We start from the raw sequence: 15,207 nt of genomic DNA, 5'->3' as shown, positions 1-15,207 counted from the left end.
GCCGCCAAGGCCGAAAACCTGTGTCTCATCAGGTGATGGCGTCCGCGCAGCGCCCGGAGTGGTGGCGCAGGGCCGGGTTCAGCCGGTAGGTATCGCCGTTGAGGCTGTCGAGGAAACCCCTGGCGAGCAGTTCGGGCAGCGCGTCGTGGCAGTGTCCGGGCAGGGCCGGGGGCAGTGGTGCCGGCCTGTTGCCATCAGGGGCATGAGCGGCGAGGAACAGGCCTGCCAGCCGTACCGCCGGCCCGGTCTTCTTCAACGGCTTCACCGACACAGTACGAGTCGTCCACCCCGATACACGGGAGCGGACCAGCTTCCCGAACGGCAGGGCGCTTTCAGGACCGCCCAGGCCGGGTACGGCGACCGCCACGGGCACGCTGGGGTCTTCCCCCGGCAGATCGGCCGCCGGCCGCCATCCCAGGCCTTCCAGGGCCCACACAGCGGATTGCGGGTCCGTCAGGCGCAGTGAGCCGAGGTCCTGGCCGCTCAGGTTGCCCGCCCCCGTACGAGCAGCACGGATCGCGATGACCACGGCCAGCAGCTGCGCGTCCGGACCGTCCAGGCCCAGCCCCGTCACATAAGCCAGAAGCCTCCGGGCCGCCTCGCCCTGCGGAACCGTCAGCAGATATTCCGGCTCCAGCTCCCTGGTCTCCAGACCCGGCGGGTTCCCCGCTCCAGAGGGCTGGGAGGCCTTGTCACGTTGTCGGGGCGGGGTGGGATGATCTTCGGGTTGTCCGTCCGGCGAAGGGTCTGATTCGTGTCGTCGAGCACGCTGTCGTATGCGAATCACCGTTACCCGGTGGAGATCATTTCGCACTGTGTGTGGCTGTACTTCCGCTTCCCCCTCAGCTTCCGTGAGGTGGAGGAGATGATGCTCGAGCGGGGTGTGATCGTCTCGTACGAGAGCATCCGCCGGTGGTGTCTGAAGTTCGGCCAGGCCTACGCGAACGCGCTGCGCCGCAGGCGCCCGCAGCCCGGTGACAAGTGGCATCTCGACGAGGTGTTCATCAAGATCGGCGGGAAGCAGAAGTACTTGTGGCGGGCCGTCGACGCCGACGGCAACGTGCTCGACATCCTGGTCCAGAGCCGGCGTGACAAGGCTGCTGCCAGGCGTTTCTTCCGCCGGCTCCTCACCACAACCGGGCAGGTGCCGAGGGTGATCATCACCGACAAGCTCGCCTCGTACGGGGCAGCGCACCGTGAGGTGATGCCCTCGGTCGAGCACCGTGCCCATAAGGGTTTGAACAACCGGGCGGAGAACTCGCACCAGCCGACGAGGCAGCGGGAACGGGCGATGAAAGGCTTCCGCAGCGTCGGCGGAGCGCAGCGGTTCCTGGCCGCGTTCACCGGGATCTCACCCCACTTCCGAACCGGACGCCACCTGATGGCCGCCCGCCGCCACCGCCTTGAGATGACCGTCCGCTTCACGATCTGGGACCAGATCACCGGCGCCGCCGCCATGCCCTCCGCGGCCTGAGCAACCAGCCGCCGGCTACCCCCGCACGGCCTGACGCGCCATCAAACGATCACACCACCGACAACGTGACAGCACCGCCAAGGAAGTCCTCTTCCGCCTGCGGCTCATGCACCCCGAGATCACGATCGTCTGGGCCGACTCCGCCTACGCCGGACAACTCGTCACCTGGGCGAAGAAGTACCTGAACCTGACAGTGAAGACCGTGAGCCGGCCCAAGGAGGCGGTCGGGTTCGTCGTCCTGCCCCGCCGCTGGGTCGTCGAGAGATCGCACGCCTGGGTCATGCACGCCCGCCGTCACGCCCGCGACTACGAACGTCTCGTCCAGCACTCCGAAACCCTGATCACCTGGGCCGCGATCACCCTCATGACCAGGCGCATCACCCGCCGGCAGTCCCGCCGGGCCAACCAGCCGGCCCCCCGCGAACACACCCGGGACTGACCGAGTTCCCCGCCACCAACCGCACCTGGCTTGCCCCGCCTCTTCACTCTGACACAACGAGCTCCAGGCGAGGCCGCTCATCCTTCACTTCACCAGAGCGAGGAACGTCCCCGCGGACAACCCCAACCTGTCCTCACCTCCGGACGAATTTGTCATGCACGGATCGGGGTCATCAGACGGTCTGAGCCTTGGGGACCGGCCTGACGACGGTGCAGCAGGCGAGTCCGATCAGGAGCATGGCCACGGGGAAGGCCAGCGCCGCTTGGGTGGCGGTGGTGGGGGTGTCGCCGAGGTGTGCCTGGAGGAGGACGCCGGTGGCGGCGCTGCCGAGTGCTCCGCCGAGTTGCCGGGTGGTGTTGAAGACTCCTGAGGCCGCGCCGACCAGGGATGGCTCCAGGGTCCGGGTGGCGATCCCGGCAAGCGGCGCCGAGACCAGGCCGACCCCGATACCGGCCACGAGGAGCGACGGCATCAGCACCCAGAGGCGGATTCCGGGGTGCAGCAGCCAGGCGAGAGTGGCGGTGCCCAGGGTGAGCAGGGCGAAGCCCAGGGCCGCGAGGGCGCGGGGACTTGTGGTGTCGGACCACTTCCCGGCCAGACGCGCGCACATGGAGGACAGGGTGAACATCGGGACGGTGGCGGCGCCGGCCGCCAGCGGGCTGTAGCCGAGGTCGCTCTGCAGGTAGATCATCAGCGGCAGGAACAGTCCGCCCATGGCGGCTCCCATGGCACCGCCCGCGACGGAGGCGGCGGAGAAGTTCCGGTTGTGGAAGAGCCGCAGCGGCAGGAGCGGCTCGCGGGTGTTGTGGTGCTGCCACCACACGAACACCGCCAGACACAGGAGGCCGAAGACCAGGATCAAGGGGATCGTCACCGGTCCGGCAACCGTGCCCCAGTCGTACGCCTCACCGCTCTGCACCCCGAAGACCAGGGCGGTCAGCCCCAGGCCGCTGAGCGCGATACCCCACAGGTCGAGACGGTGCTCCTTGGCGGGCCGCCAGTCGGGCAGCAGTCGGGCTGCCGCGATCCAGCCGAGGATCCCGACGGGGATGTTGACCAGGAAGATGCCGCGCCATCCGGTCCACGTGATCAGCAGACCTCCGATCACGGGGCCCGCGGCCATCGCCGCACCGCCGACCGCACCCCACACCCCGAGCGCCTTGCCGCGGCGCTCGGCGGGGAACATGTGCACGATCATCGACATGGTCTGGGGCGCGATCAGCGCGGCGGTCAGACCCTGGACGGCCCGTGCCGCGATCAGCACCTCAGGGCTCGGGGCGAGTGCACAGGCCAGCGAGGCCACGGTGAATCCGGCCAGGCCGGTCAGGAAGATCCGCTTGGGGCCGTAGCGGTCGCCGAGCCGTCCCGCGAGGATCAGCGGCACGGCGTAGCAGAGGGCGTAGGCGCTGTTGACCCAGACGGCCCCGTTGAGGGACGCCCCGAGCGAGGCTTGGATGTCGGGGACTGCCACGTTCACGACCGTGGCGTCCAGGCAGATCATGAAGAAGCTGACGCACAGCGCGTACAGCGCTGTCTGAGGGCTCGCGGGCGAGCCGGAAGACGTGAGGTTACGAAGCAGGCGGTGCAATTTCAGTCGTGTCCTTGGCATGCCCGCCCCGGCCGCACCAAACGGCGCCGGAAACCGAAGCGGGGAACGAAAGCCCGTCACGGGCGATGGCGCTCACACACACTTCGATTCGCACAGCAGGACTCCAAAGACTCGACAACACACCGAACACCTGGATCGGCATCCCTTTGATCTTCACAGCCGACACCGACACCAGGCATCCCCCGATCGGCCGGTCCACCCGGGGATGCCAGGCACATCCTGCCCTCGCCTCGACCAATCATCACGAGGCAACTCGGTGCCGGCTCCGTTGGGATCCCCATGCGCCCGGAGTTGTCATGCAGGCTTCAGGATCAGGTACTCAAAGGATTTGCCGACTTTCTACTGACTTCGGCTTTTCAGGGTGAGGGTGGTGCGTCGAGGGTCAGGCCGGTGCCAGCTATGAAGCCGTCGAGGGTGTGGGGCCGGTATTGAAGGCGTTTGAGGCGGTTGCGGACGAGGGCTTCGAGGCGGTCGAGGGCCATGACGGCGAGGTTGGCGAGGCTGCGTTTGACGTGGGCCCATACCCACTCGACTGGGTTGAGTTCGGGTGAGTAGGCGGGCAACAGGAACACGGTCAGCCATTCACGCTCGGCGACGAAGTCGCGCATCCTGCGGGAGACGTGGGTGTTCAGCCGGTCCCAGACCAGCACGATCGGTGCCCTGACCGGCTGGTGGACTCCGTCGACGAGCGCGATGAAGTCCCGCTCGCTCATGCTGCGACGTGTTCCCTTGCCCGCGGGATGGGTCCGTAGGCGGTGACACAGCCGGGTCCTCGAGCCTGGCCGCATCGCGATCAGCCCGGCCACCGACAGCCGTCCCGACCGCCGGCCGCTGATGGTGACGACCGGAGTCACTCCTCGCCGGCCCCAGGTACGCCCCCGGGGCGGCCTGCGGGTGAACCCGGCTTCGTCTTCGAAGCAGACGTAGCCCCCGCAGGCCGCCCTCGCCCTTTTACCTCCGGCCAGGTCGCCTCCCGCCACATACTCACGGCCTGCTCATCGCGTTCGGCGACCCGCCGGGCGGGGACCTGCGGGCTGAAGCCGAGCCGGTGCATCAACCGGGTAGCGCCCGAGACGCTGTAGGTGACGTGGAACTTCCGGCCGATCAGCGTGGCCACCCTCGACGCGGTCCACACCTGGTCCTCCACCCAGCCATGAGCGGCCGGGCCCTGCTCCAGATACGCGGCCAGCTTCTCCAGACACCGCGGGGACAGACGGCACCGTGGACCGCTCGGACCGCGGGAGGCCAGAGCCTGAACACCACCATCCCGCCACAACTGATGCCATTGATAAGCCGACTTCACGCTCACCCGAAGCCGCCGTGCGACCTCCGACGGATTGATCTTCTGCTCGAACAGCTCAGCCGCCTGCATACGAACCGTCTCCCGGCGCCGACGTCCCGCAGGAGTCAGCCCGCCCCCATCCGCATATTTCACACACCACGGATACAGCCACCCACCCAGACCCATCAGGGACTTCGCAAACATTCACCCCAAAGAGCTGAAGTCAGTAATGACGAGCCTGAGACGTCTCCTGGCGCCTGAGCGCTCGTGGGCGCCGGAGACGGCGGACGGGATCTACAGCCCGTTTCTGTGGCTCGGGCAACATCTAGCCGTCGCGATCTTCATTTGTGTCGTTGTGGCGTGTGGCCTGACGGCGTGGCAGGGATCGCCCCGGCTCAAAGAGATGGGTCTGACGACCGGCTGGACGTTCGCGGCGGTCGTCGGCATGATCTCGGTTCCCGGCATCGTCGCGCTGCTCAGCAAGGCGGTGAACGGGGCCTTTAAGGCCATGTTCGACGGTGGCGAGGGGACCGTGCTCGCCGCGATCCGGACGGACATGGACCATGGGGCGGACAAGGCGAATCCGTTGGCCTGGATGCTCCTCATGGGGGCTCTGGTGGTCGCGCTCGGGTTCGCGGCGATCGTGTTCGCGGTCCGGAACCTGGCCATTTTGGCGTGGGTCTGCTCCGCACCTCTGGTGCTGGCCTCGCTGGCCCGCGCGGGCGACACCCGCGCGGTCAAAGCGTGGGTGAGGGTGTTGCTGGGGCTGATCTTCGCGCCGTTCGCAATGATCCTCATCACCCCCTTGGTGGCGGGGTTTCAGGGGGCTTTGATCGCGGACGCGGTCCTGCTCTGCCTGGCCGACGTCATCATGCTCCGGATGATCTTCCACGGCATCCCGTACTTCGGGCCGCGGATTGGTCACGCAGTCCGGGACGCGGTGGAGCAGAACACCAGCAACCGCGTTGCTCGGGCCGTGGTCAAGGCGGGTGTGCCCACGTTCTACGAGAACGAGAACACGCCCCGCCAGCCCCGCACGGTCGACACCCCGGGCCGGGCCGCGAGCCAACACGGGGCCCTGCTCGCCGGCGCCTTCGGGATCCGGGCGAAACAGCCGCACGGTCAGCTCACGACCCGATCCGCGATCGACAAGGCGGAGCGGGAAGCACCCCGCCGCCAGCAGGTGACCGAGGCACGGCGCCAAGCCCACTTGGCTGCCGCCGCAGCCAACCCCCGGCCCCCGGCCGGGGGCGGCCAGTCCGGGCCGGGCCCCGCGCCCGGCCCGTCCGGCGGGCCCCGCCCGCCCCGCACCCCCGCACCTGCACCCGTACCGAATCCGAGCCGTGGGGCGCCGCCCCCGCCCCGCACCCCGTAGGAGGAACCCATGTACTCCCTGACGTCCGGCCTTCGTGTTCCGGCCCTTCAGCGCGGACTGAGCCCCACCGAACTGGCGCTGGCCAAGGTGAATGCCGGCGTCGGGGGCGTACTGCTCGCCAGCGGATTCGTCAGCCCCCCGCCGCTCTGGTCGGTCGGCGCGGTCGGCGCAGCCGCGGTGCTGCTCAACATGTCGCCGGGCCCCCGGTCGTTGGCCCGCTGGGCCACGGTCGGGTACCGGCGCCTGACCGAACGCACCGCCCCGCCCGGCATGACCGGCGCGGACGGGGCCACGATGACGTGGGCCCTGTACCCCGGGCAGGGCACCATCCAGGACCCCGCCCGCCGCGCCGGCTTCCACGCGGCGCTCAGCCGCGCGCTGACCTTCGCGGGGAACCAGGCCCGGGTGGCCGGCATCCAGGTCCACGTCACCTACCACTCGACCACCGTGGACGGATACCGCACCCACACCCAGACCATCTCCGTCCACGTCCCCAAGAGCCTGGGCAAAGCCGATCGGATCATGGGCACCCTGGAAGGCGAGTTCGAAGCGCTGGGCGTGCTCATCCCGGTCGACGTGGATGACGTTCCCGAGGTGGCCGAGCGCGGCCCTGGCTGGGTCGGCCTCGTGGACGGCCGCTACGCGTCCACTGCCCGCATCACCGGATGGCCGGCCCAGACGGACGGCACCCTGATGCCGGATCTGCTGCTCGGCACGGTCCGAGGGCGCCTCAACCCCAACCCGGAGCCGTTTCCCGACCGGTCCCTGTCGGTGCTGTACCGGCCGCTGCCCGAAGGCCAGTCCCGGCGCTCAGCGAAGTGGACGCGCGCCATCAGCGAGGCATTCCGCATGGACAAGGTCGCGGCGGATGCCGACAGCATCGCGGACGACACGACCCACGGTGCACTCGTTGCCGGTGACTCCCTGATCGACCTGGACGCGTACCTGACCACCTGGGGAGACAGCCCCGAGGAGGTCACCGCCGCCCGCCTGCAAACCGACATCGGCGCCGACCGGCACCGCCTCGGCCTGGACTGGCTTGCCGGCCAGCAGCACCGCGCCCACGTGATGACCAGCCCCCACGGAGCCCAGACCCGGAAAGGAGCGGTCCTGTGATCCGCCTCCCGGCCAATGCCGCAGCCGTCACCGCCCCCTTCGCCGCCGCCGTCGACGCCTTCCCCGGCATCCGCATCGGCAAGTCCCTGCTCGATGGCCGCGCCTTCGACCTGTCCCCCGTACTTGTGGACCAGCGCGACCTACCGTCCACCATCGGGATCACCCTGGGCGGTCTCGGCTCCGGCAAGTCCACCACGGACAAGATCAGGGCCTTTCGGGAGAACCGGCGGCACCAAGACCAGTTCGTCGTTGTTGACTCCTTCGGAGAGCGCAAGGGCGGTGAGTGGACACCCGTGACCGAAGCCTTGGGCGGACTGGTCGTCCGGGCCGGCGAGTTCACCCTCAACCCCTGCTCGCCGGTGCTCCCTCACGGCGTGCCGGAGGAACTCATCCGCGCACTCATCCTCGCGGTGGAGCCCCAGGCCATGAACCCGCAGTGCGCGCACGCACTCCAGCACGCCGTAGCGAACCCGAAGGCCGTGGACCTGCGCGGAGTACGCGACGCCCTGGTCCACCCGGAGGCAGGCACCTGGCCCGCCGCGAAACTCCGGCGGTGGGGCGAAGGCGCGGCCATCGCCCTCGACCGCTACATCTCGGGATCGCTGGCCGGCCTCTTCGACGGGGACCACGCGAGCCTGCCCCCGGTCGATTCCCCGATGACCACGTTCGACTTCTCCGGCCTGGACCGCAACAGCCCCGCGATTCCGGCCCTGATGTCCGTAGTGGCTGTATGGATCGAACACGTGTGGCTCCCCCAGGCGCCGGCCAGCCACCGCCACCTCGTCCTCGAAGAGGCCTGGGAGATCCTGCGCAACCCGGCCACCACGGGGCTGATTCAGCGGATCGCGAAGAACTCGCGTAAGGCGTCCTTGTCGATTCAGGCGATCATGCACACCCTGAGCGACCTCGGAGAGGGTCAGGCGCAGGACCTGGCCAAACTGTGCGAGATCGCGCACGTCGGACGGCTCACACCGCCAGAAGCCGCCCTTGTCGGGGAGCTGCTCGGCCTGCCCCAGTGGGCCGTCGAGCAGATCCCCCGTCTTGAGCAGGGAGAGGCGGTGTGGAAGGTCGGTCCGCACTACGTGGACATCATCAAGACCGTCCTCGAAACCGAGGAAGAGGTGCGCCTCACCGATACCTCCTCCCGCCGCCGCCAGGCACAGAAGGCCGCAGCCGACCAGGCCGAGCACGACCAAGACCCGGACGGCGCCTTCGAGGAGGACGACCAGGAGGACGAGCAGCACCACGAGGAGGAGGAGCACCAGGAGCACGCGGACGCGGGGGAGCTCCCCGAAGAGCTCCCCCGCTGTGAAGACAGTGACTACGTGCTGGCGCCACCGGCCGCGCAGCACGCAGGCCGGGATACCGGAGGAGCCTGGGACTTCGACATGCCGCCCACCGTCATCGACAGTCGGCATCACGACGTCGTCCAGGCCGCGCGGGAAGGCCGGCACGCTGAAGCATCCGACCTGGCAGTCCTGGGTGAATCCCAGGACATCCGCGCGCACGGCATCAACTCCGACCAGGCCCTGTCCTGGCTCTCCACCCGGGCCAAGTTGGCCGAACTCAACGGAAGGCCGGAGACAGCCACCTTGCTACGGGCTAACGTCACCCGCATGGGACGAGACGTTGAATGGTGGGAGCAGCAACCCGCGAACACCGGCACTCCGATGCCGGTACCCGCACCCGCACAGCCGCTCTACGGGACCCCGCCCCCCGCCCCCTCCCAAGACACGACGGGCGAGAAGGCCCCCTCGGCACCGCGCCGGCGGACCTGGCCCTACATCGCCGTGATCGCCGTCCTGGCCTTGACAGCCGGCGGCATCTGGCAGAAGGCCGAAACCGACCGGGCCACCGAAGCACGGCAACAGACAGCCGCCGCGTACAAGGGACAGTCCGGCGCGAGCCTGCTCATGGACGACGTCGACGCTGACGTTGTTGCTCAGTGGACCCGGGACCGCGACCGCGTCATCATCGAACTCCGCTCGTTCTTCGAAACCAACGCTCAGTACCTGCGCATCGAGGCAGACGGTCAAAGCGCCGTTAGCACCCGCGGACCCGACCGATACATCAAGGATCCTCAGTTGGAGGTTCCGGTCAGTGACCCGCTGGCGGACGTCACGGTCCGGATAGTCATCGGCGGCAAGATCTGGAAGGAAGGCGCCAAGGGGACCGAGCGGAAGATCCGCCTGTCCCCTTCCGGGGCCGCTTTCGACGCGGACACGGGCGAGCGCCTGCCCGGCGCCTGACGACTGCTCGGCACGCACGAAGAGGCCCGGTCCCCCCGGAGATCCGGGGGGACCGGGCCTCTTTGCGTTGTGGCGGGGTTCTGCCCCTGGAAATTTTCAGCGGAAAATCGGGCGCCAGCCGGGCCCCCGTTCCCGGAGGGATGCCGCTGATCTGAGACCCTGGACCGGCCTGCCCCCGGCCGATCCGGCGGTAGCAGCACTCCGGAGTACCGGGCTCGTACCGGGAAATCCACGGACAGATTGGAATGTGACATGCAGTCATCCGTACTCGTCGTGTCCACCGACCCGCAGGGGTCGGCGGTCACGTGGGCCGAGAAGGTAGGCGACAGCCTGCCTTTCGACTTCATGGCCGCACACCATGCGGCGGATCAGCTCGTCAGGCTCAAGCAGCACGGCGCGAGGATCCACGTCATCGCCAACCAGAAGGGCGGGGTGGGAAAGACCACCACCACGGTCAATCTCGCTGCCGTCACGCATGACTCGCTCGGCGAGACGGAGACCTACCAGCACATCTTCATCGACACCCCGGGCACGCTCGCCGATGAGGAGATCCTGAACAGAGCGCTGGACATCGCCGACGACGTCGTGGTGCCGATGATCACCGAACCGCTTTGCTTCGACCCCACCGCCCGCACGATCGAGCAAGTCCTCAAGCCGCGGGGGATCCCGTACCGGGTCATCATCAACAACTGGGACCCGAGGGACGGCAAGGCCGACTTGGACGACACCCGGGCCTACATCGTTAAGAAGGGGTGGCCGGTCGCGCGGGGCGTCGTCCGACGCTACAAGATCCACAGTCGCGCCATCGCTGAGGGGACAGTCGTCACGCAATACCGCGACAGCCAGACCGCGTACCGGGGGCGTGAAGACTACTTCAAGCTCGCCCTTGAACTCGGCTACGGCGGTAGCGTCACGCAGGCCGCCAAGGGCGGTGCCTGATGGCGGGGCGCCGTGTCTCCTTCGCCGACATGGCGGACGATCCCGTTCTGGAGCAGCCCGGGGTGGACACCAGGCCGCAGGCCCGATGGCTGACGCTCGACCGCTGTCTCCCCAACCCCCGCAACCCGCGCGAGTCCGTGGGCGACCTGACAGACCTGGCCACGATCAAGGATCGTCAGCTCCAAAGTTGCCTGGCCATCACCCGGGCCGCCTACCTGAAGCTCTGGCCCGAGGACGCGCAGACACTCGGCGGGGGCCCCGACGACGTCGTGTTCGTCAACGGCAACCGCCGCCTCGCAGCCGCTCGGAAGTACGGGCGTGACGAACTGCTCGTCGTCACGGACGACACCCTCGCCACCTCCCAAGCGGCAGTCCTTCGCGCGGCCTACGACGAGAACGCCGGCCGGACCGACCTCGACCCCATCGAGGAGGCCCGCGTCGTGATGGACATCGTCACCACGTACGCCACGGCCAAAGAGGCGGCCAGCGCCGAAGGCTGGTCGGAGCCATGGATCAGCCACCGAAAGAACCTCCTCAAGATTCACCCAGAACTGCGCGAAGCCGTGAGGGCGAAGGCACGTGGAGCCGAAGGCCTCGCCATCCGAGACGCGCGCCGGCTAGGAGCAGTGAAGGGCATCGAGAGCATGCCTCTCGCCGAACAGCGCGAGGAACTCGCGAGGCTGCTCCGCGTTGACGACAAGGCCGCAGCGCGCAAGACGACGCAGACCAAGCCGCCGAAGGCCGGGAAATTTTCCGCGGAAAATTCGCGCGGCCGGTCCGTGCCGGAACAGCGCCCCGAGTCGGCTGCGCACACCTGGACCATGCCGGCCGATGCGGTTGCCGAGTTCTCCGCCGTGTTTGCTGCGGAAGCCGTTGCTACGGGAACAACTCCCGAATCGGTGATGCTGGCCGCGCTGGACGCCCTCCGCCCCGTGCGCCAGGAAGCGGAGGAAGCGGCTTCTTGACCCCAACCGTCACGGGCTGAGCCCGGTATTGAGCGGGACTTCCCCAATTGGGGAAGTCCCGCTTTCTTGGCGGCATCAGCTCGGCTCAGTCAGGGTGGTTAGGGTATGTGCAGCCCGCGCCGATATGGCGTGCGCGGGTCAGGCCCGGTGCCCGCTTCGATCGGGGGCAGTACCGCCGGGCCGACCCCCTCTTTCGTTCCTAGGGGGCCGGCGGGCCGGGTGGGCGGGGGCGGTTACGCCCAGTCCACGCCCAGCTTCGCGAGCGCGCCGAGTTGCTCGGCGGTGAGCTTGTCGCGCCGGCTCTTGGTGTTGCTGGTCCATACGCCGAGTTTCACCACGGTGGGTTCTGTCTCGCCTTCGGCGGTGATTGTTTCGGTGTGCCCGCGGGGTACCGGTCGGGTGCCTTCCCGCGCGACCCACTGGGCGAGCGCGGCGAGTCCGCGCTGGAACGCCTGCTGCGCTTTGGGAGTCGCCTTCGTGCTCGGGGCGGTGGGGGTCGGCGCCAGGGCGGGGCGAATGCCGAGTTTGGACAACCGCTTCTGCTGCTCGGCGGTGAGCTGTGCCCAGACGTCTGGGCGCTTGTGCTGGTGGAGCCAGCGGCCGACGTCGTCGCCGTCGATGGTCACTCCGGGGGCGATGTCGGGGAGGGATCCGTCAGCGTCGGCCAGGGCGGCGAGGAGCCGGTAGTTACGTTGCCAGTCCAGCGGCCACGGGCAGTCCCAGTCTTCATCGATCGCGGCGAGCTGCGCGGCTCGGGTCGTTGCGGTCTTTTCGTCCTTCCCTAGGCCGTTCTTGACGCCCTTGCGCCGCAGGTTGGCCATGTGCTGCCCGATGGGCACCATCGTCTCGCCCTCGCCCCACAGGGCGTTCTGCCGGGGTGCCAGGTGTCCGCTTGCCCGGTGGTAGGCGCGCAGCGCGGCAAGCTTGTCCTCCCAGGCCTCTTCACCCGGCTCCCAGACCATGCCTGCTTCGGGTGCGTCCAGGAGCTTTTGGCGCCGCTCCTCCAGTTCTCCGGCCCGCAGGGCCTTGCGCTGCTGGTGGACCCACCGGCCGAGAGGGAAGTTCTTCGTGACGCCCACCGGCGTCTCGGTGTCGTAGGGGACCGCGTGCAGGCCGGTGATTTCGTGCTCGGTGCGCCAGCGCAGGAGTGCCTGGTAGCCCTCAAGCCAGACCAGGGATTCGGGCCGGTACACGCGGGTGCGCAGGAAGGCCGCGATAGCCGCAGCGTCACGCGGGGTGGAGAAGTGCAGCAACGCGGACTCCGCCGCGACGTCCGCCCCGTCCTCCTGGTCCTGGTCGTCCCCCTTGACCCCGCCGGCGGCGCCGATGATCCGGCCCTGGTCGTCACGCTGGACGTGCACGGTGTGCTTCCCGCTGCTCAGAGCGCGCGAAGCGAGTTGCTCGACCAGTCGTTCGTCATGACTGCGCAGGCCCTGGAGGACAGCGACCAGGCCCGCGTACGAAGCGGACGCCACCATGTCCTTGGGGTCCTCCCCGGGCTCCAGGAAGACCGGGACGATGATCCGGGCCACCTTGGTGGAGCCGTCCCGGTTGAGCCGCAGCGCACGGCCGATGTTCTGGACGATCTCCACCTGGGACCCGCGGGTGTCCGCGAAGCAGATGGCTTCGACGCCGCGTTCGCCGGTGATGTCGACTCCTTCCCCGAGTACGCGCACGGACGCGAGGAACGCCCGGTGCACGCGGTGCCCGGTGTGGTCGATGCCGTTGGCGAACTGGCGCAGCACCTCGCGCCGCTCGGACACGAGGTGATCGCCGCACAGCCACGCCGACCACACCCGGCCGGGGGGCACGTGCCGGCCTGCCTCCAGTTCGTAGGGCTCCGCTTCGATCGACGACTCCGGGAGCTCCTCGGCGCGCGCCAGCGCGACAGGGTCACTCTCGCTGACGTACAGCTCGGCTGCTGTCGCGGGAAGCTTTTCAGCGAAGGCCCGGGCCTCTTCGACCTTTTGATGAAAGGTCATCACGGTTTTCAGATTGTGCCGCGCGGCGTGTTCGAGTAGTGCGGTCTGCAAAAGCGCGAGACGCCGTCCCCGCAGTGATTCCTCCGAGAGTACGAATCGCTGCGGTGTGGGGTCCCGGATTTCCAAGACGTCGATTTCGAATCCGGCGAGGATCTCCCGCTCGATGGCCTCGGACAGTCCTAGATCGGCGAGCCACGGACCGTAGGTGCCCTCGGGGTCGTCTGCCATCGACGCGATGTCGGGCGCCGGCCCGGCTGCGGCTTTCCGCGGCTGCGCTGCGGCGAGGATCCGGGGGGTGGCGGTGAGGTACAGGCGGAAGTCGGCGGGGATCCGGGTGTTGTCGTGGATCGCGGCCCAGGGCCGGCCCAGGTCCCCAGCCGTCCCGTGGGCTTCGTCCACGATGGCCAGGTCGAAGGGATCCATGCGCTGCCCGTAGAGCCGCTCCCCGCCCGAGAGAGCAGCCTCCAGGGGCCCGCGCACCTTCTGGACGGCCTCAGGGTCGGTGGCGTCCTCACGGTCGACCAGGGAGGCGTACGTAGCGAACACGACCACGGGCCCCCGTGCGGCCCACAGGGCGAGCTGCACGGGGTTGGTCGTGGTGCGCACCACGAGTTCGGTGAGTACCGCGTCGTTCTCCAGCGAGCACACCGCGACCATCGGGGCGCGGTGGCCGACAGTGCGCCAGGCCTGCGCGGTCTGAGCGAGTAGATCCAGGGTCGGGGCGGTCACCAGGATCCGGCCCCCCGGGAAGCACTCCAGCGCACTCGCAGCAGCGGTGATCGTCTTCCCCGAGCCAGTCGCGGACACGATCGTCCCCCGCAGCCCCTGAGGCGGCACGGCCGATTTCACCGGCACCCCAACCCATTTCCGGATCGCCGACCGCTGGTCCACCTGATGTTCCCTGAGCTGAATACCAGACATTCGCATGCCTTCCCCGATACCGGATCCCAGTGACTACGCCTCAGACCAGAGGTAACGGCCCCGACCCTGCCTCGTCTTTCTGCCAACAGTACATGGTGCATCACCATGGTGTATGCATTATGGTTGGTTGGTCTCGACCAGGAGCAAACCAGCCCGCGGGCCCCCTGCGCTACGGCCGCCGGCTGAACCGTCAGCCAGCTGAGAGTGCTGGACAAAACCAACGAGTTTCTGTATCCGGCATACCGGACGTCGGCGCAGCCGTGAAAATGGGGCCGTGTGGCGGCTGCCCGTCCGACGGCCCTCGGTCACGATGTGACCCTCACCGCGAAGGCCGCATAGCCACAACCCTCGCCGCCCTCGGCCCCTCAGCTCAGACAGGCGTCCGAGATCGAGGTGGGTATTTTCGGGTTAGATCACCGGCTTCACCGCCCTGCTCGCCCCGGGGGACCGTCGGGGCAACGACGAGTTCAACCTGATTAATCCTCAAATTCGAAGCTGGGTTTCAGGAGATACTCGGCCAGCTTCTTTCTGTCCGATCGATCGAGCTCTAGATTCTTGATCGCCGCGACGATTTTTTCGTTTTTCGAGTTGAATACAGCAAGGAGAATATTATATTCTTCTCTTTTTATCTTCTTCTTGTATGCTGCACCCCAGGCAAGTGCTTCTTTAGTGGATGATTTTCGATGGAAAAGTGCGTCCTCCAGTTGTCGTGATGCGTGCATTCCAGCAAGGGCAGCCGCCTTAGCCATGGAAAAGGTTGATTCGCTTGCCAGGGTTTTGGCCAGCAGGGGCCGCTGAGCCTCGGAGACTGCTTTCATGCAGTACTGGTACTTGTAGTAGAGATCATCGGTCTCCC

The 15,207-nt window shown here is 68.1% G+C and carries 11 protein-coding genes and 1 pseudogene; 7 read left to right on the top strand and 5 right to left on the bottom strand.

The genetic code is table 11. The features are described from left to right. Positions 1-28: 28 nt before the first annotated feature. The gene (locus OG435_RS49605) at positions 29-574 is read right to left on the bottom strand and encodes a hypothetical protein (RefSeq protein WP_266888481.1); all 546 of its coding nucleotides are present in this window, start codon (positions 572-574) and stop codon (positions 29-31) included. Between the two features lie 180 nt (positions 575-754). Here OG435_RS49605 and OG435_RS49600 point away from each other — a divergent pair, with 180 nt between their 5' ends. Then, positions 755-1,474 (top strand): IS6 family transposase, encoded by a 720-nt coding sequence (locus OG435_RS49600; RefSeq protein WP_266888479.1) that lies wholly within the window; start codon positions 755-757, stop codon positions 1,472-1,474. A gap of 70 nt (positions 1,475-1,544) precedes the next feature. Continuing rightward, a pseudogene (locus OG435_RS49595) lies at positions 1,545-1,920 on the top strand (transposase); the annotation flags it as partial. Between the two features lie 165 nt (positions 1,921-2,085). Here the strand turns inward: OG435_RS49595 and OG435_RS49590 are convergent. Together OG435_RS49590 and OG435_RS50930 are read right to left on the bottom strand one after the other, a co-directional pair. Beyond that, positions 2,086-3,501 (bottom strand): DHA2 family efflux MFS transporter permease subunit, encoded by a 1,416-nt coding sequence (locus OG435_RS49590; protein WP_266888477.1) that lies wholly within the window; start codon positions 3,499-3,501, stop codon positions 2,086-2,088. Positions 3,502-3,878: 377 nt separating this feature from the next. Next, positions 3,879-4,957, bottom strand: a protein-coding gene (locus tag OG435_RS50930; RefSeq protein WP_430625886.1) for an IS630 family transposase whose coding sequence is annotated in 2 segments (ribosomal slippage) — positions 3,879-4,456 and positions 4,456-4,957 — 1,080 coding nt in all. Because the reading frame shifts where the segments join, the coding sequence is not laid out codon by codon here. 250 nt (positions 4,958-5,207) lie between these two features. Here OG435_RS50930 and OG435_RS49575 point away from each other — a divergent pair. The 5 genes from OG435_RS49575 to OG435_RS49555 all read left to right on the top strand — a co-directional run bounded on the left by OG435_RS49575 (position 5,208) and on the right by OG435_RS49555 (position 11,448). Further along, positions 5,208-6,179, top strand: coding sequence for a hypothetical protein (locus OG435_RS49575; protein ID WP_266888475.1), 972 nt, complete (start codon positions 5,208-5,210; stop codon positions 6,177-6,179). A 9-nt stretch (positions 6,180-6,188) separates the two neighbouring features. Then, positions 6,189-7,295, top strand: a complete 1,107-nt coding sequence (locus tag OG435_RS49570; RefSeq protein ID WP_266888473.1) for a hypothetical protein — start codon at positions 6,189-6,191, stop codon at positions 7,293-7,295. Continuing rightward, complete coding sequence (locus OG435_RS49565; RefSeq protein ID WP_266888471.1) at positions 7,292-9,544, top strand: hypothetical protein; 2,253 nt, start codon at positions 7,292-7,294, stop codon at positions 9,542-9,544. Before OG435_RS49570 ends, OG435_RS49565 begins: the two co-directional genes overlap by 4 nt. A 252-nt stretch (positions 9,545-9,796) precedes the next feature. Continuing rightward, on the top strand, positions 9,797-10,483 hold the full coding sequence (locus OG435_RS49560; protein WP_266888469.1) for a ParA family protein: 687 nt from the start codon (positions 9,797-9,799) through the stop codon (positions 10,481-10,483). A 29-nt stretch (positions 10,484-10,512) separates the two neighbouring features. Further along, the gene (locus OG435_RS49555; RefSeq protein WP_266888466.1) at positions 10,513-11,448 is read left to right on the top strand and encodes a ParB/RepB/Spo0J family partition protein; all 936 of its coding nucleotides are present in this window, start codon (positions 10,513-10,515) and stop codon (positions 11,446-11,448) included. Between the two features lie 233 nt (positions 11,449-11,681). On the opposite strand, the gene OG435_RS49550 is transcribed toward OG435_RS49555, so the two are convergent. Both OG435_RS49550 and OG435_RS49545 read right to left on the bottom strand, forming a co-directional pair. Further along, on the bottom strand, positions 11,682-14,351 hold the full coding sequence (locus OG435_RS49550) for a DEAD/DEAH box helicase (RefSeq protein ID WP_266888464.1): 2,670 nt from the start codon (positions 14,349-14,351) through the stop codon (positions 11,682-11,684). A gap of 476 nt (positions 14,352-14,827) precedes the next feature. Then, the coding region (locus tag OG435_RS49545; protein ID WP_266888461.1) for a hypothetical protein at positions 14,828-15,207 on the bottom strand (380 nt) is incomplete at its 5' end.

Source organism: Streptomyces sp. NBC_01264 (assembly GCF_026340675.1).
In the GTDB taxonomy this organism is placed as follows: Bacteria; Actinomycetota; Actinomycetes; order Streptomycetales; family Streptomycetaceae; genus Streptomyces.
The sequence above is the reverse complement of the archived record's forward strand: the minus strand, read 5'-3'. Positions and strand labels throughout refer to the sequence as shown.